This window comes from Veillonella parvula (assembly GCF_036456085.1).
Taxonomy (GTDB): Bacteria; Bacillota; Negativicutes; order Veillonellales; family Veillonellaceae; genus Veillonella; species Veillonella parvula_E.
This window is the reverse complement of the sequence record NZ_CP138632.1, coordinates 1,984,440-2,007,907: the sequence shown is the minus strand read 5'-3', so window position 1 is coordinate 2,007,907 and position 23,468 is coordinate 1,984,440. Positions and strand designations below refer to the sequence as shown.

Here is a 23,468-nt window from a genome sequence, read left to right as displayed (position 1 = left end):
ATACTATGTTTTTAGTACTTTTTAATTTTGACTATAGCTAATAGTTATTATCAATAGTTCATAATAACTAAAAGATATACTCATCTTCATACAAAAATCATCTAATTTCACCTTATTTTCATATAACAAGATTAAATTATATATAAGTAGATTGAGTAAAATCTACTTTCACAAAATCGTAACTAAACGAAAATTATAATTTGCTATCAGGAGGCATTGCTTATGAAAAATGTTAAGAAAGTATCCAAAGTACTATGTGCATTTGGCGTTAGTACAGTATTATTAGCAGGTGTAGTTGGTGCAGCTAGCAACCATGGTTACAACAACCATAGCAACTGGAACGGTGTTGGTAGCGTTGCTCCATCCGCACAAGCAAACTATTCTGTTGATTACATGGGCGCTGTTACAGTATTCCAACAACAATTCCCTGGCGCTACTGTAAAATCTATTTCCTATGATGCAAAACACAATCCTTACTATGAAGTAGAAGGTTATTATGGCAACCGCGAAGTAGAAATTAAAGTAGACGAAGCATCTGGTCAAATCGTTGGCAAAGAAGTAAAAGGTTACTCCAAAGCTTCTAAAACAATTAACGTTCAAAACATCATCATTCCTGAAGTAGCTGAAACAAAAGCTATGGAAAAAGTTGGTTCTGATTTCCAAACTATGGATTGGACTGTTGAACGTGAAAACGGCAGAGTTGTATATGAATTTGATATGACAACTGGCGGCGGTAAAAATGCGGAAGTAAAAGTAGACGCTACATCCGGCAAAGTTATTAGCGCTAAAGTTAAAAACACAAAATACTAAGATTTTATCATCAAGTGAAACCCTATCCTAACCCACTTAGATGACACACTACACATATAACACACATACTATACACACTGTATCCTTTAGATACACTCTCTAACACACTCTCAGAGAGTCCGTAACACTAACCACGGACTCCCTAAATCCTATCTCACACAATAGGAAAACGGTCTGTGCTCACACACCACAGACCAAACGTTACACACACTATACTCCCTTAAAGGCCTTGGATCATTAAATCCAAGGTCTTTTTATGCCCATTCTATCAAGGTTGTATTACACCTACACAACATTTCATTCTTATAAAGACAACACACACTAATAACAAAAAAGCCTCCCAGCGGGAGGCCTTTTGTATAAGTTTTATAGGTTTGATAGTTATGTGTTCTATTTCTTAAGCAAAGTTCAGCTTAAGGATGTCATTTGTAAGTTTTGAAGGTTTGATCTATAGTTTTCCAAACAAGAGGTACGAAAACTATGCTTTATCTAAAGCTTGTGCTAAGTCTTCGATGATATCATCTATATTTTCAAGACCGATAGATACACGGATCATATCTGGTGTTACGCCAGCAGATTTTTGTTGTTCTTCGTTAAGTTGTGCATGTGTTGTGGATGCAGGATGGATAACAAGAGATTTAGCATCTGCTACATTGGCAAGGTTGGAGAAGATTTCCAAGGAGTCAACAAGTTTAATACCTGCTTCTTTACCACCTTTTACGCCAAATGTGAATACTGCACCAACACCTTTAGGGAAGTATTTATCAGCTAATGCTTTGTATTTGCTGTCTTCTAATTCTGGATAGCTTACCCATGCTACTTTAGGATGTTTGCTCAAGAAATCTACTACTTTACGAGCATTTTCTACGTGACGTTCTACGCGCAAGGACAATGTTTCAATACCTTGCAAGATTTGCCATGCTGCAAGTGGAGTAATGCATGCACCAGTATCACGAAGTAATTGAGCACGAATTTTTACAGTGAATGGGATTGGCAAATTACCAAATACTAATCCATTGTAGTGTTCGTCACCTTCGGAGAAGCCAGGGTATTTACCAGAACCTTTATAGTCGAATTTACCAGATTCTACAACTACGCCAGCCAATGTTGTACCGTGACCACCAAGGTATTTAGTAGCAGAGTGTACAACTACGTCAGCACCATGTTCTAATGGACGGAATAAGTATGGAGATGCAAATGTATTGTCTACAATCAAGATGATATTGTGTTTATGTGCAATATCAGCTATGGCTTGTACATCGATAAGATTAATACCAGGGTTACCAATAGATTCGATATAAACGGCTTTAGTCTTTTCATCGATAGCTGCTTCAAATTCTTCCAAATGATCCGGATTTACGAATTTAGTTTGAATCCCCAAACGAGGCAATGTAGCAGTAAACAAATTATAAGTACCACCATACAATGTGGATGCAGCAACAATATTATCACCAGCATCTGCTACATTTAAAATAGAGTACGTAACCGCTGCAGAACCAGATGCTACTGCGATACCAGCTGCACCGCCTTCAAGTTCTGCCACACGAGCATCCAATACATCTGTAGTAGGATTGCCAAGGCGAGAGTAAATACCACCAGGATTAGTCAATGCAAAACGGCCTGCTGCTTCTTCTGCATCTTTAAATACGAAAGATGTAGTTTGGTAAATAGGTACTGCACGAGAACCTGTTGGATCAACGGTATGACCAGCATGTAATTGTAATGTTTCAAATCTGTATTGTTTGCTCATTATAACAACTCCTTTATATTAACTGTGAATTGAGTTCATTCTTTATGCCTAGTATAGTACTATGTTTTAAAAAATATGTCTACTATTTTTTATATGGTCTTCTCCATAACTTTAAACTATGGTAAGCAAAGGACGATAAAAACTTTTACCAAAGACTCTAATGCGAACTAAATCATTTTATGAAAAATAAAAATCCCCTAATTACTTCCAAAGAACTAGTTCCCTTGAGAAATGTTAGAAGTAATTAGGGGTACATATTACTATCAATAGATTAGAAATAAGTACTTACATTTAGATGTAAGCGCCTAAATTTTTATCCCGTTCAAATTTCATTTTTTGGATTTGTTCAATGATGTACGGTGTTTCTTGGTATACATAGTAGTTCAACCAGTTTGTAAATAATAGTGTACTTACAGAGCGCCAGCGCACGATGGGACGTTGTTTTGGATCATTATCCGGGAAGTAGTTTTCAGGAACTGCAATATCCATACCTTTTTTGATATCCCGCACGTACTCACGGTTAAGTGTGTCCCAATCGTATTCGGCATGACCAAATACAAAGATATGCTTATTATCTAAACTACGAACGATAGCAGCACCTGTTGGTTCAGACCCAGCCAAAAGTTCCAAGTCACGATTTTCCTTAATTTGTTGCAAAGAAACTGTAGTGTGACGAGAATGTGGCATCCAAAACTTTTCATCAAATCCACGCATGAGCACTGGTCGATCATTATAAATATCGTGTTCATAAACACCGAATAATTTCTCATCCATAATAGATTTGTTAATACCAAAGTGATGATATAAACCAGCTTGAGCCCCCCAACAGATATAGAAGGTCGAATATACATGTTCTTCGCCCCAGTTCATGATTTCTACGAGTTCAGACCAATAGTCTACCTCTTCAAAAGGCATTAACTCAACAGGAGCACCGGTAATAATCATACCGTCAAAGAACTGGTCTTTTACCTCATCAAAAGTACGATAGAAAGTTTCTAAATATTGTTCATCTGTATTTTTAGCCTTACGAGATGCGGTATGCAACAATGTTAAATTAACTTGCAATGGGCTATTACTGAGAGCACGCAAAATTTGCGTCTCCGTCACTTCTTTAGTAGGCATCAAATTGACTAGCAAAATTTGCAAAGGTCGGATCTGTTGATTTTCCGCCCGCTCAGTATCCATAACGAAAATATTCTCTTGAGCTAATTTCGTTATGGCCGGTAAATTTTTTATTACTTTAATAGGCATAATGTCACCTCTACATATTCTACAATTTGATAACCTAATCTAATTAAAAGCCCTTAGCCTCATAGGCACGGCGCCAAGATTCGAGCCCTTCTTCTAATATTTTACGAGGACAAGCAACATTAATGCGTTCAAAGTCCTCCCCATCGATGCCAAACATAGAACCCGTATCGAGCCATAACTTGGCATCATTAACGATCCATTCATCTCGCTCTTTAGGGCTCAGCGGCAATTGAGAACAATCTAGCCACATGAGATATGTCCCTTCAGGCCGATACACATGGATTTTTGGCATATATTTTGCTATATAGTCGATGGTAAATTGAATATTGTCTTGAATATATTCTTTCAATTCATCAAGCCAAGGAGCCCCTACTTTGTAGGCCCCTTCACAGCCCACAATCCCCATCGTGTTCAATTGGCTATAACCAGCACGATCGATTTCTTTGATAAAACGGCGGCGTAAGGAATCATTAGGAATGAAAATATTACTTACTTGTAAGCCTGCAATGTTGAAGGTCTTACTAGGTGCTGTACATACAATACAGTGTTCTGCATAGCTTTCACCAAGAGCGGCAAAGACCTTATGCGTATGCCCTTTCCATACAAAATCTGCATGGATTTCATCGCTCACAATGAGCACATTATGTTTAATACAAATATCGCCGAGGCGTTTCAACTCGTCCTCAGTCCACACGCGTCCTACCGGATTATGGGGGTTACACAAGAGGAATAATGTAACATTTTCCTCAACGATAGCTCGCTCAATGCCTTCAAAGTCGATAGTATATCTCTCTTCGCCTTTGATGAGCGGCACATTGATAAGATGCCGATTGTTGTCATCAATAACCATGCTAAATGGGTAGTACACTGGTTGGTTGATGAGCACACCTTCACCCTCCTTGGTGAAAGCTCGCACCGCCATCGCCAAAGCAAATACAATCCCAGGCGTTTTAACAAGCCATTTTTGTTCTGGAATCCAGTTAAAACGAGTGCTAAACCAATTTTGTAACACATCAAAGTATTCGTCGTCGGACTCGGTATATCCGAACACACCATGGTTTACGCGGTCTAATAAAATTTGCTTCAATTCAGGGGGAATTTCAAAATCCATATCCGCTACCCAGAATGGCAACACATCCGCAGGTTTGCCTCGTTTTACAGCAAAATCATATTTTAAAGATTTCGTGTGCGTTCTATCTAAAATTTGATCAAAGTTATATTGTCCCATAGGAACTCCTTTATTTATTAAAAGCTTGTTCCAAGTCTGCAATCAAGTCTTCTGTATCTTCAATCCCTACAGATAAACGCAACAAACGACGTGTAATACCTTTACGTTCTGCATCTTCCGGTTTTAAATCTGGATGTGTTTGCGTTACAGGGTATGTCAACAAGGATTCTGTACCACCAAGACTTTCAGCGAATTGAATAAGCTTAATACCTTCTAATACTTGTTTAGCCGTTTCTTCGCTGTCTACTTCAAAGGATAGCATGCCTCCAAAGCCTGTTGTTTGGGCTTTATTGATTTCATAACCAGGATGTTCTGGAAGGCCTGGGAACAAAACTTTAGTTACTTTTGGTTGTTTTTTTAGCCATTCAGCAAGAGCAATGGCATTCTTTTGATGTTGCTCCATGCGTAGAGCCAATGTTTTTACACCGCGAATAACGAGCCAGCTATCCATAGCAGATAAACATGCACCTACGGTTTTATATGTTAAACGCAATTTTGCAGCGATTTCTTCGTCTTTTACAATAGTAAAACCAGAAATTACATCGTGATGACCACCGATGAATTTTGTACCACTATGAACAACAATATCGGCACCCAAGGTCAATGGTTTTTGGAAGTATGGGCTCAAGAAGGTATTGTCGATGATTACTAGCGCATTGCGTTCGTGAGTCAATGCACAAAGTGCACGAATATCGGTTATCTCCATCATAGGATTTGTCGGTGTTTCAATATATACAGCCTTTGTATTCGGTTTAAAAGCCGCTTTCACCGCGTCAAGATCAGAAGTGCCTACATACGTAAACTCGATACCATTTTGCTCGTAAATATTCGTGAACATGCGGATAGAGCCACCGTACAAGTCATCACCCAAGATGATATGATCCCCAGAGGAGAATAGATGGAATACTGCGTCCACAGCTGCCATACCGGAGGAAAATGCCAATGCATCTGTGCCTTCTTCAAGGCCAGCTATCAATTGTTCCAATCGGTCACGCGTTGGATTAGACTCGCGCGAATATTGATAACCTGTTGTATCCCCCAACTTTGGATGGGAAAATGTACTAGACATATAGATTGCAGGGGAAATTGCACCAGTGCTATCTGGTTTGCCACTGCCGTGAACACATTTTGTATTAAATTTCATTCCTATCAACTCCTCATATTTGTATACAATATATTAATTATAAAAGTAGACAATGATTACGGTCAACAAAAATGGGCACTCATAGGTCTTGAGTGCCCTTAAAAGGTCATATATATTTTGAATGGGTTGTCATAACTCTAAGTTAAGTTGACCTAATTTTTAGTGCGTTTAGTAATAAGTAATGCCAAAATTATACCTAATGACGAAGTTACCAATTGCGGCCAACTAGATACGAAAAGCATGGTATTTACAATCTTTGGTGGAAATTGGAACAAGGAGAAGAACAAGGAATACCCTCCAAAGAGTACGCCGGCTTTTACCAAAGCAGCCACAATGATAAGCAATGCCTTTGGTTTATGTTCTAACCAGTGGGCTACGAATACATACGCTGTCGTTCCTAGGGCCGTAATCAAAATGAACGGCGGCAACGGCAACATGCCTTGTAAATGCGCTACTACCGGAGCAATCCAAGCGATAACGAGACCATTCTTCCATCCATAGCGCCATGTGGCAAGTACAAAGGTTGCGGACGTAATGGAACCAATGAGGAACATGCTCACTTGGTTTGGAATAAATGGAAACATAAGGCGCAAGCTTTGCGCCAATAAGGCAACGGCCAACAAGAGACCTGTGCCCGTAATAGATTTTGTAGACATAAGAACCTCCTACTATACGATATAGATTTTACAAGAGGTACCTACCTCACATTTAAAATTAAGCCTCTACAAAATATAGACGTGCTCGATCATATACCCAATTATAAATATAAGTATAACCTAATATGACTAATGTCATCGTTATATCTGTAGCAAAGGCCATCCAAAAGCTCATATGCATCATGTACATAATAATAGGCACTGTGGCAAGCATAAACAAACCTTCAAACAACACTGCATGAATTGTGCGGATTACAGGCCCTCGCGCTAATCGGTCACCTGGTACTAGTTTATCAAATATCCAGTTAAACACAAAATTCCAAACCATAGCCAGTAAGGAAAAAATAACCATCAAGACCAAAGGCTGCCCCTCATGCGGAACAAACTGCATCACCAAACAGCCAATCAAAACACAGCCTAGCTCATATAAAATCGACTGTACAACACGCTCTGTAGCAGACATAATAATAAACCACCTCCATCAGAAAACCCAAAAAAAGATATTTACTATCATATCAATATTATATTATATTTATTTTCTTAGATTTGTCGAATATTGCCATTTTAAAATAAAAAAGCCGCGTTGTATCTACTAAGCGACTTGCCCCTCGAAGTGAGTTATGCCATTTTCGGATATAAAGAAAGCCCCTCGTAGTGTTCTGTAAGCTCGACTTGCTTTTCCCAAAGTGAGTATTGCCATTTCAGGATAAAAAAGCCGCCATATGTCTGTCCAGCGACTTGCAGCGAATGGAGCGCAGAGAGACATATGGCGGCGGAAAGCTATCCTAAAAGTGGCATTACGAACTGAATCCATGGAATACCCACCACAATGAATATAGCAAGGTAGATAATCCCAAAGATAGCACCTAGTTTCCAAAATTCAGGGCCTTTATTATAGCCACTAGCAAACCAAATTGGGCTATGACCAGTACCATAAGGGGTAAGAATCCCCATAATTCCCATTGGTACTAAAAGAATCAACATAACTTGAGCTGGATCAACACCAGGAATCTGAAGAATTAAAGTAGCAAACAAACCTACCATAGCTGTTACATAAGCGGTGCCAGAAGCAAAGAAGTAACGAAGTAAGCAAAATGCTAATAACAAGCCAAGAACAGCCATTGTTGGATCTAAAGAAACTAAAGAACCACCTGCAGATTTAGCAAGCCATTCCAAGAAGCCTACATTCTTAAGCCCAGAAGCCATCGGCACAAGTGTGGCAAACCAAGTCAAAACATTCCATGCTGGTTTGTTAGCAAGGAAATCTTGCCAAGTCATAATCTTAGTAAAAATCATCAAGATAATAACAATTAAAGCCGTTGTAGTTGGGTTGATTTTAAATGTAGAAGCACCAATCCACAATACGAGAGCCAATACAGAAATCAAGGCCATGAAGATTTCACTGCGTGTCATGGAGCCTAATTTCTTATATTCATCCTTTGCCCATGCTGCAATTTCAGGGGAACCTTTTACCTCCGGTTTGCAGAATACATACGTCAACAATGGTGTAATGATAAATAGAATAATACCTACTGGCAAGAATGCTAAGAACCATGTACCCCAGTTGGCAGCTACGATACCCGACTTAGCAGACAATTCAAGAGCCAATGGATTTGGCGCCGCACCAGTCAAGAAAATAGAACTAGATACACAAGTTGTTGCCAATGCTACCCAATTTAAATAAGAACCAATTTTACGAGGATTCTTATCTGGATAAGAATCGAACATCGGACAAATACTGGATACGATTGGATAAATCGTACCACCAGAACGAGCCGCATTACTTGGAATAAATGGAGCCAACACAAGGTCAGTAATAGCAATGGCATAACCAAGGCCTAAAGAGGACTTTCCAAGCTTGGCTACGAGGAACAATGCAATACGTCGGCCAAGGCCAGAATTTTCATAACCGATACCGATCATAAATGCTGCGAATATCAACCACACGATGGCATTAGAGAAACCGCTAAGCCCCCAGCTGATAGCTTGAGCATCCGTAATAGCCTTTGCTACACCAGTTGCTTTATCCACAATAGGTGCTGGACCAACCTTAAATAACATAGATACGGTAACAGCAATGATACCGATAAAAGCTGGTGGCATTGGTTCTAAAATCAACCCCACCACGAGGCCTGCAAAAATACTTACATAAATCCAAGAATTTGGACTAAGGCCTTCAGGCGCACCGATGAGCCATACAAGAATAGCTACTACAAGCGGTGCGAATAATTTCCAATTCAACTTCATTAGGAACACTCCTTACTAAAAATAAAACTACAAAATTGCAAATACAGTATAGCAGAATATTTTTAGTGAAAATATAATATTCGTCATAATACTTATTGATTGATACTAAACTTTTAGTAATAGTTTTTACTAGATATTTTTGGTTTTATACAATATAATATAAACATCGAAAATTACTAATATATCGAAAGATATGTCGAAAGGATTGAAATGAAGCTAATTTCTAATTATATAAAACCTTTATGGTTTTCTATTATCATAGTGTCACTTCTTTCGTTACTCAATGTAGCAGGCACTTTATATATACCAACCTTAACGGCTACCATCATCAATGACGGTGTCCTCCATGGTGATTTAGAGATGATTACTAACTCTAGTGCAACGATGCTTATCGTTGCATTATTAACAGTATCGTCTGCCATCCTAGGTGTTGCTATGAGCGCTCATATTTCAGCCTCTATAGGCAAAATATTGCGCGACAATTTAGTGAAAGCTATACAAGCCTTTTCACTACGCGACTTTACACACTTTGGTACAGGCACCATACTCATGCGGACCAGCCGAGACGTTGAGAAAATTCAATCAGTTCTAGGAGAAGGTTTAAATATGATTCTCCCTATGCCTCTCATGATATGTATTGGTCTAGGACTAACCTTCTATAAGAGCTGGCAACTAGGTCTCGTCATCCTCGCTGTTATGGCGTTCATGATACTAACCATAATCTTTATTGAAAGTCGCGCCTTACCTATTATTAAAGCATTACAACTAAAACTAGATACTATTACCGATATGGTACGTGATCATATTGTGGGCATGCCTGTTATACGAGCTTTCAATAGAAGACATTACGAAAATACTAAAGAAATAGAAATTTTTACAGAAACAGCTCAACTTAATAAAAGATTACGCCAAACCTTTGCTATTGGTTTACCGACTATATTAATTCTCTTTAACATGAGTACCGTTGCTATCCTTTGGCTCGGAGGCTATAACGTAAGCATAGGCTCCCTACAAATAGGTGACATTATGGCTGTTATTGAGTACGCTAATCTTATTCTCTTAAGCATGCTCATGGCTATTTTCGTCATCATAGATATACCCGAAGCTATCGTATGTTACACCCGTATTCGAGAATTATTGGAACACGAAAACTCTGATACATTCCCTGAACCATATAATAAAAATACAAATTTAGACACCTATTATATAGTTAACCAAAAAGATAGTAAAAATTTTATAGATTTGGCATCGGCATCGGCATCGGCAAACGATGATACTCCACTTCTGGAATTTCGCAATGTTACGTTCCGTTACGATAATGCAGAATCGCCGGCTTTAGAAAATATTTCCTTTACCGTTCATCACGGTGAAACATTGGCTATTATGGGTGACATTGGTTCTGGTAAAAGTACGATTACAAACCTAATCCCTCGCCTATTCTCCATTGAGTCTGGAGACATTCTCTTCAAAGGCAAATCCATCTATGAATGGAATGTAGATGACTTACGCTCACGCATCGGTTATGTCCCACAAAAAGCCTACTTATTTACAGGGACTGTAGAAATGAACATCCGTTACGGTGCTGCACCAAGCCAAGATATTTCAGTTCAAGATATAGAAAATGCATGCCAATTATCTAAGGCGGATGAATTTATTAGTCGCCTTGAAGGTGGTTACCAATATATCGTCTCCCAAGGTGGTACTAATCTATCTGGAGGTCAACGCCAACGTCTTGCCATGGCTAGAGCGCTCGTGCGCAAACCTGATTTATTTATATTCGATGATAGTTTCTCTGCTCTCGACGGCACCACAGAGCGTGCCGTTCGCACCGTATTACATGAGGAATTGCAAAAGGACAATCGCCCCGCTCTCATCTCTGTAGAGCAAAAAGTAAGTGCTGCCAAAAAGGCAGACCACATCTTAATCATCAACAGAGGTCAAGTGGCAGGGTATGGCACTCATGATGAGTTAGCTGAAAACTCTACCGTATATAAACAAATTTTAGCATCTCAGGAGTTGACAGCATGAGCCCATTACGTCGTTTCCTGATCGATTCTAAAAGCCAATGGGGTTGGCTAGCACTACTCATCTTAGCCCTTATCACAGCAGCTATGTTTGAGGTATCAGCTCCAGTATTACTTGGCAAGGTCGTAGATGCTATTATCAGTGGATTACAAACAAACCAAGACATTAATACCATATTCGCCTCTATTGATACAATCATCCTCTGGCTTATTGCCATCTATGGAGGTCATGCTTTATTCACATACTTCGGCGAATACATGATGGCCTCCATTGGATCAAAAACAGTGCTCGCCTTGCGTACACGCATGAGTACTCACTTATACTCATTGCCTATCGAATACTTTCACGATCACCAACGTGGTGATCTTCTAAGCCGTCTAACCTCTGATTTGGATGCCGTTGCTGAAACGATAGGTGAAGGTGTGCCCGGTCTCGTGTCCGCCATTATCGGAATCATCGGCGCCACTGCAATGATGCTCTGGATCAGTCCAATTTTGGGAACATCCATCATCGTCATCATACTGATTGGTATCGTATGCTTAACGTGGCTATCTAAACGAGCCCGCCTCGTGTATCTTAGAAATCAGAATGCATTAGGAGCTTTCAACAGTGGCATAGAAGAAATCGTTGTAGGCAAGCCAATTATTCAAACCTTTGGTCTAGAAGAGACTACAACTCGCCAAGTAAATATACTGAATGACAATCTATTTAAAAGTATGCGAAGTGCTGCTTTCACCAGTCAGCTTGTAGAGCCTCTCGTAAAATTTTTAAATCAATTTACCTATTGCCTCGTCGCTATTCAAGGCGGTCTCATGGTATTACGTGGGTCCATTTCCATTGGGGATATTCAGGCATTCTTCCTCTATGTAGGTCAGGTATCCGATCCCCTATCTCGTAGTTCCTATATTATGACAAAATTCCAAGAAACCGCTGCCGCCTTAGGCCGTATTTACGAGGTAATTGATGCCCCATCTGAAATTGATGATGGAAAATTGACATTATCCAACAGCTCATCAAAAACTGATAGAGACGCTATTAGTACTAACACATCTATGACGGCCAATCAACCAAGTAATCAAGCTCATACGGGGACAATTGATTTTGAGCATGTTGATTTTGGTTATACACCGTCCAATGTGTTTATGAAGGATATTAATATTCACATTCCAGCTGGCTCTATGGTAGCCATCGTAGGGCCTACCGGAGCTGGCAAATCCACATTAGTGAATCTCATCATGCGCTTCTATGACATTAAAAATGGTCGCATCACCATTGACGGTGTGGATATTCGGGATTTATCTCGTGAAAGCTTACATAATACGGTAGGAATGGTATTGCAAGACGCTTGGATTTTCACGGGTACTATCGCCGATAACATTGGCTACGGCAAGCCAAATGCTACACGTGAAGAAATCGAGTATGTCGCAAGGCTTGCCATGGCAGATCACTTTATCCGTACATTACCCAATGGATATGATACGATGCTCAACCGAGGTGGTGATGATCTCTCCCAAGGTCAACGCCAATTAATTACCATCGCTCGGGCCTTCTTAGCTGATCCTAGCATTCTCATCCTTGACGAAGCAACGGCTAACGTAGATACCCGTACCGAAGTAGAGGTTCAAAAAGCGATGAACACACTTCTCAAAGGTCGAACCAGTATCGTAATCGCCCATCGCTTGTCTACAATAAAAAATGCGGACTTCCTACTAGTGGTAGAAAACGGCACCATTGTAGAACAAGGGACACATGATGAACTCATGACACTTAACGGATACTATAAGAAACTATATGAAAACTATGCTGTAGGAATGACAGTATAGAATAATAATTTTATCAATCTTACACATGGAAATCTCCTGAGATTATTCTGTAAACGGCAAAATAACCGCTGACAAGTAGTAACTTATCAGCGGTTATTTTATTTGTGCACATGTATAGTACGTTTTTCTATCAATTATTCACCTTTTGGTACAAACCATAAACCGTTATTATTTTTTTCCATGTAGTCTTTGAATTCTTGAGAGTGGTATGCGGCTACAAGGTCTTTTGCCCATTGTGCATCTTTGTTTTTCTCATTAACTACGAGTTGTAACAACCATTGTGGCAATACATCTTCGTTAGCCAACGCTGATTTTGGATCAATTTTTGCATTATAAATGATAGCACCGGTAATAACAATATAGTCGAAATCAGTACGTACAGAAGGAATTGTAAGAGATTTCATTTCAGTAAATTTAAGATGTTTAGGATTTTCAATGATATCAGCTTGTGTTACTGTTGCTAAATCTTTGTTAGGATCAAGTTTAATCCAACCGATTTTTTGCAACAATGCATAGGCACGAGCCATGTTAGATGCATCATTTGGTACTGCAATAGTATCACCATCTGCCACTTGGTCTAAAGAGGTTTTAGAACCGCTAAAGATACCTGCTGGCACCGTTGGAATTGGAGTCAACGCTACAAGATGACCATTTTGTTTTTCGTTGAAGTTTTTCATGTATGCTGTATGTTGTTCAACGTTGAAATCTACTTCACCATCGCTCAACACTTGGTCCGCTTGTACCAAATCAGACATATCTACACCTTTAAAGGTATAGCCTTGTTTTTCCAAAATTGGTTTTACACCTTTTTCAAATAGTTCAGAGTAAGGGCCTTGAGACTTACTATAGGATAATTCCTTTTTAGCACCATTATCGCTATTATTGGAACCGCAGCCTGCGATAAAAGCTACGCTAAATACTAATGCCGCGCCAAGGGCAAGAAGTTTTTTAAATTTCATAGTACATTCTCCTATACTTTCACAATCAATATAACCAAAATCTATTTCATCAAATTAGGAACGACGTGCACGACGTGCAAAGTAGTTACCTATTGTTTGAATAATTTGAACAAAAATAATTAAAATAACAACGGTAAATAACATCAATGGGAAGTTCAACCGCTCATAACCATAGGTGAGAGCCAAATCGCCTACACCACCTGCACCAATAGCACCAGCCATAGCAGTAGCACCGATCAGACCTATGGTACCGGTCGTAATAGATAGAATAAGTGAGCCCTTTGCCTCTGGTAAAAGGAAATGCCAAATCACTTCAAAATGAGAAGCCCCCATCGATTGCGCAGCCTCGATAATGCCTTTATTAACCTCTAAAATAGAGTTTTCAAAGAGTCGAGCCAGATACGGCGCAATGAATATAACAAGCGGTACGATAGCCGCCGTTGTACCAACCCGAGTACCAACAATCATCTTAGTCAACGGTAAGATAAACACCATCAAGATGATAAATGGTACGGAACGCACGATATTAACAATTGTATTTGTAATGGTATAAACAACACTATTTTTAACAATCCCATTAGGATTTGTTACCACCAGTGTAACTGCAATAATTAACCCTAGTATTGTACCAATGAATAAAGACAGGAACACCATATATAATGTCTGTTCTGCAGCTAGTACTAACTGCGAACCCGGAACTCCAAGTTCTTGCATAAAGAAGTCCATTATAGTGTCACCTCCTGCCATTCGATGCCTTGTGTCACAAGATACTCTTTTACCTTGCCCACTTCCAAATCATCACCAATAAACTGAACAATGAAAATACCAAGTACCGTATGCTCTAACTCTGTTACCGTAGCAAACAACACACTCGTTTCTAAATCAAAGGTTTTATTAATATGATATAGCACATTATCAGTTGTATTATTTCCTAAGAAGTGCATTTTAAGTATTGTGTAAGGCCTTTTATCACAAGCCAAGGTATGTTTAACTGTAGATGGGATTTCATCAGGAATAACAGTCCTAACAAATCGTTTTGTTGTTTCATGCTTAGGTTTACTAAACACCTCAAGTACAGAACCTCTCTCGATAAGCTTCCCATGTTCCATAACTACAACGCGATTACATATCTTTTGGATTACATCTATCTCATGAGTTACGATAACGACTGTTACCCCTAGTTCACGATTAACGCGTTCTAATAATTGAAGAATAGACTCTGTCGTATCTGGATCAAGAGCACTTGTTGCTTCATCGCAAAGCAGAATTGATGGATCTGTAGCCAACGCACGAGCAATACCAACGCGCTGCTTTTGACCACCAGATAATTCTCCTGGATAGGCATTTGCTTTATCACCTAAATCAACAAAGTCTAACAAGGTTTTAACCTTGTTATCAATCTCTGATTTAGAAACTTTATTTAGAATTAATGGAATCGCCACATTATCATAAACAGATTTAGCATTCAATAAATTGAACTGTTGAAACACCATGCCGATGCGCTTACGAACCTTTCTGAGCTCGTTAAAACTTAAGCCATTGATATTCACACCATCTATTTCAACATGACCAGAGGTAGGTACCTCTAAAGCATTAATCATGCGTAACAGTGTAGATTTACCGGCTCCACTAAAGCCAATAATGCCAAATATGTCGCCTTTTTCTATGGTAAAGTTTACATCAGATAATGCAGTAACCTTTTGCTTATTAACATCAAACTCTTTCGTTACATTTCGTATAGCAATCACTGTACCACCTCTTTTCCTACAATTCAGTAGGAATTAATTTTAAATTTAAAACATATCTATAAGGTATGATTTAATTATGTACTTAGATTACTACAATTTATAAGGACTGTCAAACCAAAAAAGAACCTCACCAGTTAAAAGGTTGAGGTTCTTTTATTATATAGCTCTTATCTTATAAGGGTTCACATCCCTATTTATCTAATTTTATTTTTTTACATCAAGCTGAACCAATTCAGACACTAACAAAAATAAATTATCTATATTGATTAAAAAGGTATAAAGATCCTAGTATAATAGGCGCCCCTATATAGAGTCCCATATTAGGTATTTCTCCCAATAAGAAGGCTGCTACAATAGCTGCCACTATGGGAGAGATATACATAAAATTAGTTACATCAGAAACCTTTTCAGCATGTTCCAAAGCAAAGCTCCAGAATACAAAGCCTAACGCACTAGATAGGAATGCTAAATAGGCCATGGCAAATTTTGCACTAATCGGTGCCACCACAATCATCTTAATAGCATGTTCCGCAAATGGCAATGCCATAATGGCACCTGTAAACATAGACCACATGGCGATAGTGATAGGCTTATAGCCTTTTAAACTAAGTCCACGATTAAGGATATTGTAAACCGCAAAGAGTGTCATTCCTAGCAAGGTCCATAATGCACCTGTAGGAATTGTAAGGGCTGAATTCCAAGGAATGATTATGGCTACACCTATAAATGCAGTTATGGTAAATAACCATCCTATGGGCCGTATTGTATCTTTATAAACAATCATGGCCATCAGTGCCGTCGTCATCGGAGTCAAGGCCATAATAATACTGGATGTGGCCGCTGGAATTGTGCGCAACCCTTCATTAAAAACAACTTGGTAAAGAAAATTCCCTGTAGCACCTAACAGAATATATAGTCCCCACTCACGCCATGTTGTCGGTATATGTAGCCCTTTTACAACACCGATTACCAGCATAAGTAAAGCGCCACCCATGACCCTTGCCACAGACAATGTCAACGAATCTACTGACTGTAATGCTATTTTACTGAAAGGAAATGCAGTAGCCCACACCGCAATAGTAGCAGAAGCACCTAAAAGTGCTTTCTTTCGATTTGTCATTAACATCCACCTTTCAACAATATTCGCCTATACAATCTCATAATCCACGTTGATTAACGTATATTCTATCCAGATTATTTTTTATCTTGATTCATTCTACCAAGATCATGTTATCTACATGTATTATAGCTTAATAACACTACCTAATAGTACCATAATATACCCCTAACACTACAATAAATTAAATCATACTTTTTACTCCTATGAAGGAAACGATTTCTTCCTTATTGGTCCTGCAAAATGTGTAACAAAGTCGTTAGAAAAAGTAATAACGCTTTATGAAAACTATGTAGCAGATATGTCTATGTAGTTAATACAACTATTCACTTAACTTGACTATTGTAAGTTCACTATTGATTCCATTAATTTCAATTTGATTTTCTGATTCAGACACAGAAAAATCGTCTACAAGATGTCCACCTTCTTCAAAGAGCAATTTAGTGCGAATACCTTTTTTCACCGCTTTGAAAGCATACTCGTGAGAGACATACAGACGAGATTTCGCCGATATCTGATTCACATCAATTCGCCCCGTATAATCCGTTACATATATCTCCATTGGAGAGTTGTTATCCAGCTCTATATGACTGTTACCGCCGGCAATATAAATTTCTTTAGCCGCTCCGTCTAGCTCAAACTTTTCACTATCAATATCAAATAGCTCCAGTTTTTCACAATGGGTCGCTAGCTCCGTATCTCCCATATATTTTTCAGGCAAATTTATAAAAATCGACAAATGTTCTTTTACAAGCTTTTCAGATAAGGATTTGGAACGATTTACATCCACATCGATACGCCTTTTGATATCATCGATTTTTACTTTCACCAGTTCCGTCAAATTTTCAATAGTATCACTGACCAGTTGAACCTTTATCTTCTCACCCTCTCCAGCTCTCATTTTTACGTGATTAACAGAACCCAGTTTAATGTCGAAATGTTTTATCTCATCGATATCGTATTCTACGATACTTTCATAAGGATATCGAGGTTTAACCGCTTCTTCTGAAAGCAATTCATCCACAGAGACATTGAATACAGCTGAAAGGGCCTTTAAATTTGAAATATCCGGCATTCCAATATGCGTGCATTTATAAAGACTTACAGGCTGATTCTGTACAAGATATAAACGACCTCCGAACAGTACACAAATATAAACTATCCAATCATACTATTGAATAATCCGCCTTCATCCTCTTTAATAAAATTTTTATTTCCTTTATTAATATTGATATGCAATTTCATATTATTATATATACATTAAATGAAATTGCAAAAAGCAAAATCCCATATAAGCCTATATATACTGGTGTATTTAAACAATTTAGCTTATGGAAATTTATGAGATACTTCACAAAATCGCATAGTATGTATTGAAAATCTATATCATCTATTCATTGTAGAATTGCTACAAACATTGTACACTATAGGCATAGAAATCTATAGTTATATCCTTTTATGGAGGTGCAAAATGCAACATACTGCATGGAAAGATTTTAACACAGGTGTGTGGGATAAAGCCGTTGATGTACGCGACTTTATTCAAAGAAACTATATCCCCTATGAAGGGGACGATTCCTTCCTTGCTGGTCCTACAGAACGAACAACAAAATTGTGGGAACAAGTAATGAAGCTTTATGAAGAAGAACGTGAAAAAGGCGGCATGCTCGATGCTGATACTTCCGTGGCCACACACATTACTGCCCATGCGCCAGGATATATCGACAAAGAACTTGAAACAATCGTTGGTTTGCAAACTGACAAACCTTTAAAACGCGCTATGTTCCCATATGGTGGCTTGCGTACAGCAAAATCCGCTATTGAAGAATACGGCTTCAAAATGGATCCGCAAACAGAGGACTTCTTCAAGAAACATCGCAAAACTCACAATGACGGAGTATTTGATGTATATACTCCAGAAATGCGAGCTGCACGTACAGCTCACATTGTAACTGGTTTACCAGATGCGTATAGCCGTGGTCGTATTATCGGTGACTATCGTCGTATCGCGCTTTACGGTGTTGATTATCTCATTGAAGATAAAAAAGAACAATTTAGCATTACAATGGGTGACATGCTAGAAGATGTCATTCGCGACCGTGAGGAAATACAAGATCAAATCCGCTCTTTGAAAGAATTGAAAGAGATGGCAGCGTCCTATGGCTATGATATTTCCAAACCAGCTAAGGATGTTCGTGAAGCTATGCAATGGATTTACTTCGGCTATCTTGGTGCTATTAAAGAGCAAAACGGTGCTGCTATGTCCATTGGTCGTAACTCCACATTCCTCGATATCTATGCGGAACGAGACCTTCGCAATGGCACATACACAGAGGAACAAATCCAAGAATTCGTAGACCATTTCATTATGAAATTGCGCATGGTTCGCTTCGCACGTATCCATGAATACAACAATTTGTTCACAGGTGACCCTGTTTGGACCACTGAATCCATCGGTGGTATGGGTACTGACGGCCGTACATTGGTTTCCAAGATGTCCTTCCGTTACCTACATACATTGACCAACCTTGGTCCTGCTCCAGAACCAAACCTCACTGTATTGTGGTCCCCTCGCATGCCGATCGGCTTCCGCCGTTTCTGTGCGAAATTATCCATTGAAACATCTTCCATTCAATACGAAAATGACGAATTAATGCGTCCTAACTCTGGTGATGACTACGCCATCGCATGTTGCGTATCCCCAATGCGTATCGGTAAAGAAATGCAATTCTTTGGTGCTCGTTCCAACTTGGCTAAATGCTTGCTTTACGCTATCAACGGTGGCGTTGACGAAAAGTTGAAGAAACAAATTGGTCCTAAGTACCGCCCTATCACTTCCGAATACTTAGAATTTGACGAAGTATGGGAAAAATTCGACGACATGATGGAATGGTTGGCAGGCGTATATGTAAATGCATTGAACATCATTCACTACATGCACGATAAATATGCTTATGAAAAACTAGAAATGGCATTGCATGACCGCAAGGTAACTCGTTGGTTTGCAACTGGTATCGCTGGTTTATCCGTAGTAGCAGACTCCTTATCCGCTATTAAATATGCTAAGGTAAAACCTATCCGTGACGAAAATGGCATCGCTGTTGATTTCGAAATCGAAGGTGACTTCCCTAAATATGGTAACGATGATGACCGTGTAGATAGCTTGGCAGCAAAGGTTGTTTCCACATTTATGAACAAGATTCGTAAACATCCTACATATCGTCAATCCGTTCCTACTATGAGCTTGTTAACAATTACTTCCAACGTAGTATATGGTACTGCTACAGGTTCTACTCCAGACGGCCGTAAAGCTGGCGAAGCTTTCGCTCCTGGCGCGAACCCAATGCACGGTCGTGATTCTCACGGTGCTGTATCCTCGTTGGCATCTGTAGCTAAAATGCCATGGCGTGATTGCTCCGATGGTATTTCTAATACCTTCTCTATCATTCCGGACGCATTAGGTAAATCTGGTGAAACATTTGTTTCCGTCAGCGATTTTGATATTGAGTTAGACCCTTCTCAATTGCCTAACAGCAATACAAACTTCGCATGCAGTGAACCAAATGTTACTATAGAGGAAGATAAATAAAATCTTCCACAGTATCGGATTGCTTTCACCGGCACCGATACGAGTGTTAGTCTTGGTTGAAAGGAGGTTATACCCATGAGCAACCAACAAGTTGATAACTTGGTAGAGTTATTGGATGGTTATTCCCAAAAAGGCGGCCATCATTTGAACGTTAACGTGTTTACTCGTGAAACATTGTTAGACGCTCAAAAACATCCTGAATTGTACCCTCAATTGACGATTCGTGTATCCGGTTATGCGGTGCACTTCAACAAATTGACAAAACAACAACAGGATGAAGTTATTTCCCGTACATTCCATCAACGTATCTAATCGAGGTTTCCTATGACTGGACGTATTCATTCGGTTGAAACGATGGGTACGGTTGATGGTCCAGGCATGCGCATGGTGGTATTTCTTCAAGGATGCCCCATGCGCTGTGCTTATTGCCATAATCCTGATACATGGGATGAAACTAGCGATAATGCTAAATTCATGACCGTAAAGGAATTATGGGACCAGTACGAACGTAACCGCCAATTTTATACTAATGGTGGTATCACCGTCACAGGTGGGGAAGCTCTTATGCAAATCGACTTTGTTATTGAGCTTTTCACATATTTCCGTGAAAGAAACGTCCATACCTGTTTAGATACAAGTGGAATTTGTTTTGACCCCCACCAAGAGGTGGCATACCGTAAATTACTCAGTGTAACTAGTCTCGTCATCCTAGACATTAAGGAAATCGATCCAGCCAAGCATTTATGGTTAACGGGTAAACCGTTAGAGCCCATTCTCGGGTTTGCTCGATTGACGGCAGACGTGGAAGTTCCGATTTGGGTTCGTCACGTAGTAGTCCCTACGATTACAGATAATGCCGATCGTCACTATCGTCTAGGCTTTTTTCTAGGATCTCTGAAAAATTTACAAGCCGTTGATTGCTTACCTTATCACGTTATGGGTATTGCTAAATATAAGGAGTTAGGTATTCCCTATCGCCTAGAGGGCATCCCGGCTGCAACGAAAGATATTGCAGCTAAAGCGACAAGAACCGTGGTGGAAGGCATCAAGGCCTATAGACGCCATTGGTGGAGTCCCATCAAAACACAACATCAATCATAATCAAGTTTGAGGATAACTACCTCCCTTGATATATATAAATATATATACCAAGACTTGATCTATGATAGCCCTAATCAATAGAGCCGCCCCCATACAACCGGGGACGGCTCTTATTGCATTTAAATAAACTTTCTATCATACAAACGGGCAGCGATGAGGACCACTAAACAAGATCCCACATTATGCACTAATGCACCTGTAGTAGGCGTCAAAACCTCAAGCAATGAGAGAATAATAGCGATACAATTAATGACCATTGATAAAGCAATACTAAATTTTATAGTTTTAATCGTAGCATCTGATAATCGTTTAATATAAGGAATTTTACTAAGGTCATCACTCATCAAAGCAATGTCTGCTGTTTCTATGGCAATATCACTACCAATAGTCCCCATTGCAATACTCACATCAGCAGTCTTCATAGCCGGAGCATCGTTAATTCCATCGCCAACCATACAAACCTTGTGATGTTTCCCTTGCAATGCTTCAATAATACTTACTTTTTCTCCTGGTAAAAGCTCCGCATGTATTTCGGAAACACCAGATTTCTTTCCAATATATGTAGCGGCTGCTTTACTATCACCAGTAAGTAATACTGTTGTCATATCTAAGCTTGAGATAGCAGATATCATATTTATCGCATCATTTCGCATTGTATCAGATAATGTAATGATACCTATAATATGCTCTTTATCTGCAATAATGACAGATACCTTTCCTTCACTTCGATATACATTAATGGCTTTTTGAATAGAATCACATACAATAATATTATGCTCTTCAAGAAATCGTTCATTTCCACAATATAATTCCCGACCTTTTATTACGGCTATAATCCCTTTACCTACAGACATCGTAAATGAAGTAGTATCAAGTATTTCTAAATCTTGCCCTATGGCATGAGAAACGATAGCCTTGCCAATAGGATGCTCGCTCTTAGCCTCTGCAGATGCAGCTAATTGAAGAATATCGGTCTCACTATAATCTGTATCAACGGCTAAAATAGATTGAACTGCTAACTGGCCACGTGTTAAAGTACCGGTTTTATCAAATGCCATAGTATCTACTTTTCCCATAGTTTCAAGAATTTCACCAGATTTAATAATAACGCCATGTTTAGTAGCTTGACCAATAGCGGCCATAACCGCAGTAGGTGTAGCAAGCACCAATGCACAAGGACAAAACACTACCAACACAGTAACACCGACGATGATATTTCCAGTTACTAGATAGCCTATGCAAGCAATCAACAATGCAATGGGAACCAATCGACTAGCAACAATATCAGCTATACGCTGAATCGGAGCCTGTTTCTGTTCCGCATTTTTAATAAGTTGAATCATTTTTTGAATAGAACTATCTTCGCCCACTTTAGTAGCTATAATATCTATGGCACCAAAACAGTTAATCGTTCCGCTAAATACATCATCATCAATTGTTTTATCAACAGGTATAGACTCTCCTGTCATAATGGATTGATCTACCGTTGTTTCACCATTAATAATGCGTCCATCTACAGGGATTGTTTCGCCCGGAAGGATTCGTAAATAATCACCACTTTGTATAGACTCTACAGAAACCATCATTTCTTTGTTATCTTGTATTTTACGACCCTTAACAGGTGCTAATGAAATTAACTTTTTTAATCCCTTTTTTGCTCGCTCCGTAGTTGCTTCTTCAAGGAGAGCGCCTAAAGCCATAATAAAGGCAACCTCACCAGCCGCAAATATATCTCCAATAGCAATGGCCGCAAACATAGCCATAGAAATCAATAAAGCTGACGAGATTTTACTAATCCCCTTATTATATACAATCCTTCGTATAGACAAATATACAAGAGGAAAACCACAAATAATAACGGTAATCCAGGAAGGTTCAAAAGGGAATATATTTTGAAATGGTCTCTGTCCACAAAACTCTTCTATCAAATGCGGAATCCCATCAAGCAGTAAAAATAGCCCCGCTAAAATCGTCATATATAAACCAGATAATATATCATGTATTCGATGTACCATACAAC

The 23,468-nt window shown here is 39.1% G+C and carries 19 protein-coding genes; 6 read left to right on the top strand and 13 right to left on the bottom strand.

Annotation, left to right across the window (positions count from 1 at the left end; translation table 11 throughout):
* Positions 1 to 222 precede the first annotated feature (222 nt).
* Positions 223 to 810 (top strand): PepSY domain-containing protein, encoded by a 588-nt coding sequence (locus tag PK1910_RS09290; protein ID WP_278456680.1) that lies wholly within the window; start codon positions 223 to 225, stop codon positions 808 to 810.
* A gap of 478 nt (positions 811 to 1,288) precedes the next feature.
* Here PK1910_RS09290 and PK1910_RS09285 read toward each other — a convergent pair whose 3' ends face one another.
* The 7 genes from PK1910_RS09285 to PK1910_RS09255 form a co-directional block, all read right to left on the bottom strand.
* Positions 1,289 to 2,560: an O-acetylhomoserine aminocarboxypropyltransferase/cysteine synthase family protein gene (locus PK1910_RS09285; RefSeq protein ID WP_123138407.1), complete on the bottom strand. Its 1,272-nt coding sequence runs from the start codon at positions 2,558 to 2,560 to the stop codon at positions 1,289 to 1,291.
* A 291-nt stretch (positions 2,561 to 2,851) separates the two neighbouring features.
* Positions 2,852 to 3,811 carry a homoserine O-acetyltransferase MetA gene (gene metA / locus PK1910_RS09280; protein WP_004697897.1) on the bottom strand — a complete coding sequence of 320 codons (960 nt, stop codon included), beginning with the start codon at positions 3,809 to 3,811 and terminating at the stop codon, positions 2,852 to 2,854.
* Between the two features lie 43 nt (positions 3,812 to 3,854).
* Positions 3,855 to 5,039, bottom strand: a complete 1,185-nt coding sequence (locus PK1910_RS09275) for a MalY/PatB family protein (protein WP_077708051.1) — start codon at positions 5,037 to 5,039, stop codon at positions 3,855 to 3,857.
* 10 nt (positions 5,040 to 5,049) lie between these two features.
* Positions 5,050 to 6,183 carry a trans-sulfuration enzyme family protein gene (locus PK1910_RS09270; protein ID WP_195394476.1) on the bottom strand — a complete coding sequence of 378 codons (1,134 nt, stop codon included), beginning with the start codon at positions 6,181 to 6,183 and terminating at the stop codon, positions 5,050 to 5,052.
* A 152-nt stretch (positions 6,184 to 6,335) separates the two neighbouring features.
* On the bottom strand, positions 6,336 to 6,839 hold the full coding sequence (locus PK1910_RS09265) for an ECF transporter S component (protein ID WP_060919394.1): 504 nt from the start codon (positions 6,837 to 6,839) through the stop codon (positions 6,336 to 6,338).
* A gap of 58 nt (positions 6,840 to 6,897) precedes the next feature.
* Positions 6,898 to 7,302, bottom strand: a complete 405-nt coding sequence (locus PK1910_RS09260) for a PACE efflux transporter (RefSeq protein ID WP_287511483.1) — start codon at positions 7,300 to 7,302, stop codon at positions 6,898 to 6,900.
* A 317-nt stretch (positions 7,303 to 7,619) separates the two neighbouring features.
* Entirely contained in the window at positions 7,620 to 9,086 is a 1,467-nt protein-coding gene (locus PK1910_RS09255; protein WP_101928726.1) for a DASS family sodium-coupled anion symporter, read from the bottom strand.
* Positions 9,087 to 9,296: 210 nt separating this feature from the next.
* Between PK1910_RS09255 and PK1910_RS09250 the strand changes: the two genes are divergently transcribed.
* Together PK1910_RS09250 and PK1910_RS09245 are read left to right on the top strand one after the other, a co-directional pair.
* The gene (locus PK1910_RS09250) at positions 9,297 to 11,114 is read left to right on the top strand and encodes an ABC transporter ATP-binding protein (protein WP_287511482.1); all 1,818 of its coding nucleotides are present in this window, start codon (positions 9,297 to 9,299) and stop codon (positions 11,112 to 11,114) included.
* The gene (locus tag PK1910_RS09245; protein WP_004693941.1) at positions 11,111 to 12,934 is read left to right on the top strand and encodes an ABC transporter ATP-binding protein; all 1,824 of its coding nucleotides are present in this window, start codon (positions 11,111 to 11,113) and stop codon (positions 12,932 to 12,934) included. Before PK1910_RS09250 ends, PK1910_RS09245 begins: the two co-directional genes overlap by 4 nt.
* A 134-nt stretch (positions 12,935 to 13,068) precedes the next feature.
* On the opposite strand, the gene PK1910_RS09240 is transcribed toward PK1910_RS09245, so the two are convergent.
* From PK1910_RS09240 to PK1910_RS09220, 5 genes are all read right to left on the bottom strand, one after another.
* Entirely contained in the window at positions 13,069 to 13,893 is an 825-nt protein-coding gene (locus tag PK1910_RS09240; RefSeq protein WP_287511480.1) for a MetQ/NlpA family ABC transporter substrate-binding protein, read from the bottom strand.
* Positions 13,894 to 13,947: 54 nt separating this feature from the next.
* The gene (locus PK1910_RS09235) at positions 13,948 to 14,619 is read right to left on the bottom strand and encodes a methionine ABC transporter permease (RefSeq protein WP_278604650.1); all 672 of its coding nucleotides are present in this window, start codon (positions 14,617 to 14,619) and stop codon (positions 13,948 to 13,950) included.
* A complete protein-coding gene (locus tag PK1910_RS09230; RefSeq protein ID WP_227065555.1) occupies positions 14,619 to 15,641 on the bottom strand; it encodes a methionine ABC transporter ATP-binding protein in 1,023 nt (340 codons plus the stop codon). Before PK1910_RS09230 ends, PK1910_RS09235 begins: the two co-directional genes overlap by 1 nt.
* A gap of 253 nt (positions 15,642 to 15,894) precedes the next feature.
* Positions 15,895 to 16,761, bottom strand: a complete 867-nt coding sequence (locus PK1910_RS09225; RefSeq protein WP_287511478.1) for a DMT family transporter — start codon at positions 16,759 to 16,761, stop codon at positions 15,895 to 15,897.
* A gap of 319 nt (positions 16,762 to 17,080) precedes the next feature.
* Entirely contained in the window at positions 17,081 to 17,833 is a 753-nt protein-coding gene (locus PK1910_RS09220) for a transcriptional regulator (protein ID WP_287511476.1), read from the bottom strand.
* Between the two features lie 396 nt (positions 17,834 to 18,229).
* Here PK1910_RS09220 and pflB point away from each other — a divergent pair, with 396 nt between their 5' ends.
* The 3 genes from pflB (at position 18,230) to pflA (ending at position 21,448) form a co-directional block, all read left to right on the top strand.
* Positions 18,230 to 20,347 carry a formate C-acetyltransferase gene (gene pflB / locus PK1910_RS09215; protein ID WP_039965381.1) on the top strand — a complete coding sequence of 706 codons (2,118 nt, stop codon included), beginning with the start codon at positions 18,230 to 18,232 and terminating at the stop codon, positions 20,345 to 20,347.
* Positions 20,348 to 20,422: 75 nt separating this feature from the next.
* Positions 20,423 to 20,659, top strand: coding sequence for an autonomous glycyl radical cofactor GrcA3 (gene grcA3 / locus PK1910_RS09210; protein WP_004693956.1), 237 nt, complete (start codon positions 20,423 to 20,425; stop codon positions 20,657 to 20,659).
* Between the two features lie 12 nt (positions 20,660 to 20,671).
* Positions 20,672 to 21,448 (top strand): pyruvate formate-lyase-activating protein, encoded by a 777-nt coding sequence (gene pflA, locus PK1910_RS09205; RefSeq protein ID WP_004693958.1) that lies wholly within the window; start codon positions 20,672 to 20,674, stop codon positions 21,446 to 21,448.
* 119 nt (positions 21,449 to 21,567) lie between these two features.
* Here the strand turns inward: pflA and PK1910_RS09200 are convergent, their stop codons facing one another.
* Positions 21,568 to 23,463 (bottom strand): heavy metal translocating P-type ATPase, encoded by a 1,896-nt coding sequence (locus tag PK1910_RS09200; protein WP_287511474.1) that lies wholly within the window; start codon positions 23,461 to 23,463, stop codon positions 21,568 to 21,570.
* Between the last annotated feature and the right edge of the window lie 5 nt (positions 23,464 to 23,468).

Excerpts from the sequence above, each read along its gene's own strand:
- PK1910_RS09290 (WP_278456680.1), top strand. The coding sequence starts at position 223 with ATGAAAAATGTTAAGAAAGTATCCAAAGTACTATGTGCATTTGGCGTT.
- PK1910_RS09285 (WP_123138407.1), bottom strand. The coding sequence starts at position 2,560 with ATGAGCAAACAATACAGATTTGAAACATTACAATTACATGCTGGTCAT.
- metA (WP_004697897.1), bottom strand. The coding sequence starts at position 3,811 with ATGCCTATTAAAGTAATAAAAAATTTACCGGCCATAACGAAATTAGCT.
- PK1910_RS09275 (WP_077708051.1), bottom strand. The coding sequence starts at position 5,039 with ATGGGACAATATAACTTTGATCAAATTTTAGATAGAACGCACACGAAA.
- PK1910_RS09270 (WP_195394476.1), bottom strand. The coding sequence starts at position 6,183 with ATGAAATTTAATACAAAATGTGTTCACGGCAGTGGCAAACCAGATAGC.
- PK1910_RS09265 (WP_060919394.1), bottom strand. The coding sequence starts at position 6,839 with ATGTCTACAAAATCTATTACGGGCACAGGTCTCTTGTTGGCCGTTGCC.
- PK1910_RS09260 (WP_287511483.1), bottom strand. The coding sequence starts at position 7,302 with ATGTCTGCTACAGAGCGTGTTGTACAGTCGATTTTATATGAGCTAGGC.
- PK1910_RS09255 (WP_101928726.1), bottom strand. The coding sequence starts at position 9,086 with ATGAAGTTGAATTGGAAATTATTCGCACCGCTTGTAGTAGCTATTCTT.
- PK1910_RS09250 (WP_287511482.1), top strand. The coding sequence starts at position 9,297 with ATGAAGCTAATTTCTAATTATATAAAACCTTTATGGTTTTCTATTATC.
- PK1910_RS09245 (WP_004693941.1), top strand. The coding sequence starts at position 11,111 with ATGAGCCCATTACGTCGTTTCCTGATCGATTCTAAAAGCCAATGGGGT.
- PK1910_RS09240 (WP_287511480.1), bottom strand. The coding sequence starts at position 13,893 with ATGAAATTTAAAAAACTTCTTGCCCTTGGCGCGGCATTAGTATTTAGC.
- PK1910_RS09235 (WP_278604650.1), bottom strand. The coding sequence starts at position 14,619 with ATGGACTTCTTTATGCAAGAACTTGGAGTTCCGGGTTCGCAGTTAGTA.
- PK1910_RS09225 (WP_287511478.1), bottom strand. The coding sequence starts at position 16,761 with ATGACAAATCGAAAGAAAGCACTTTTAGGTGCTTCTGCTACTATTGCG.
- PK1910_RS09220 (WP_287511476.1), bottom strand. The coding sequence starts at position 17,833 with ATGCCGGATATTTCAAATTTAAAGGCCCTTTCAGCTGTATTCAATGTC.
- pflB (WP_039965381.1), top strand. The coding sequence starts at position 18,230 with ATGCAACATACTGCATGGAAAGATTTTAACACAGGTGTGTGGGATAAA.
- grcA3 (WP_004693956.1), top strand. The coding sequence starts at position 20,423 with ATGAGCAACCAACAAGTTGATAACTTGGTAGAGTTATTGGATGGTTAT.
- pflA (WP_004693958.1), top strand. The coding sequence starts at position 20,672 with ATGACTGGACGTATTCATTCGGTTGAAACGATGGGTACGGTTGATGGT.
- PK1910_RS09200 (WP_287511474.1), bottom strand. The coding sequence starts at position 23,463 with ATGGTACATCGAATACATGATATATTATCTGGTTTATATATGACGATT.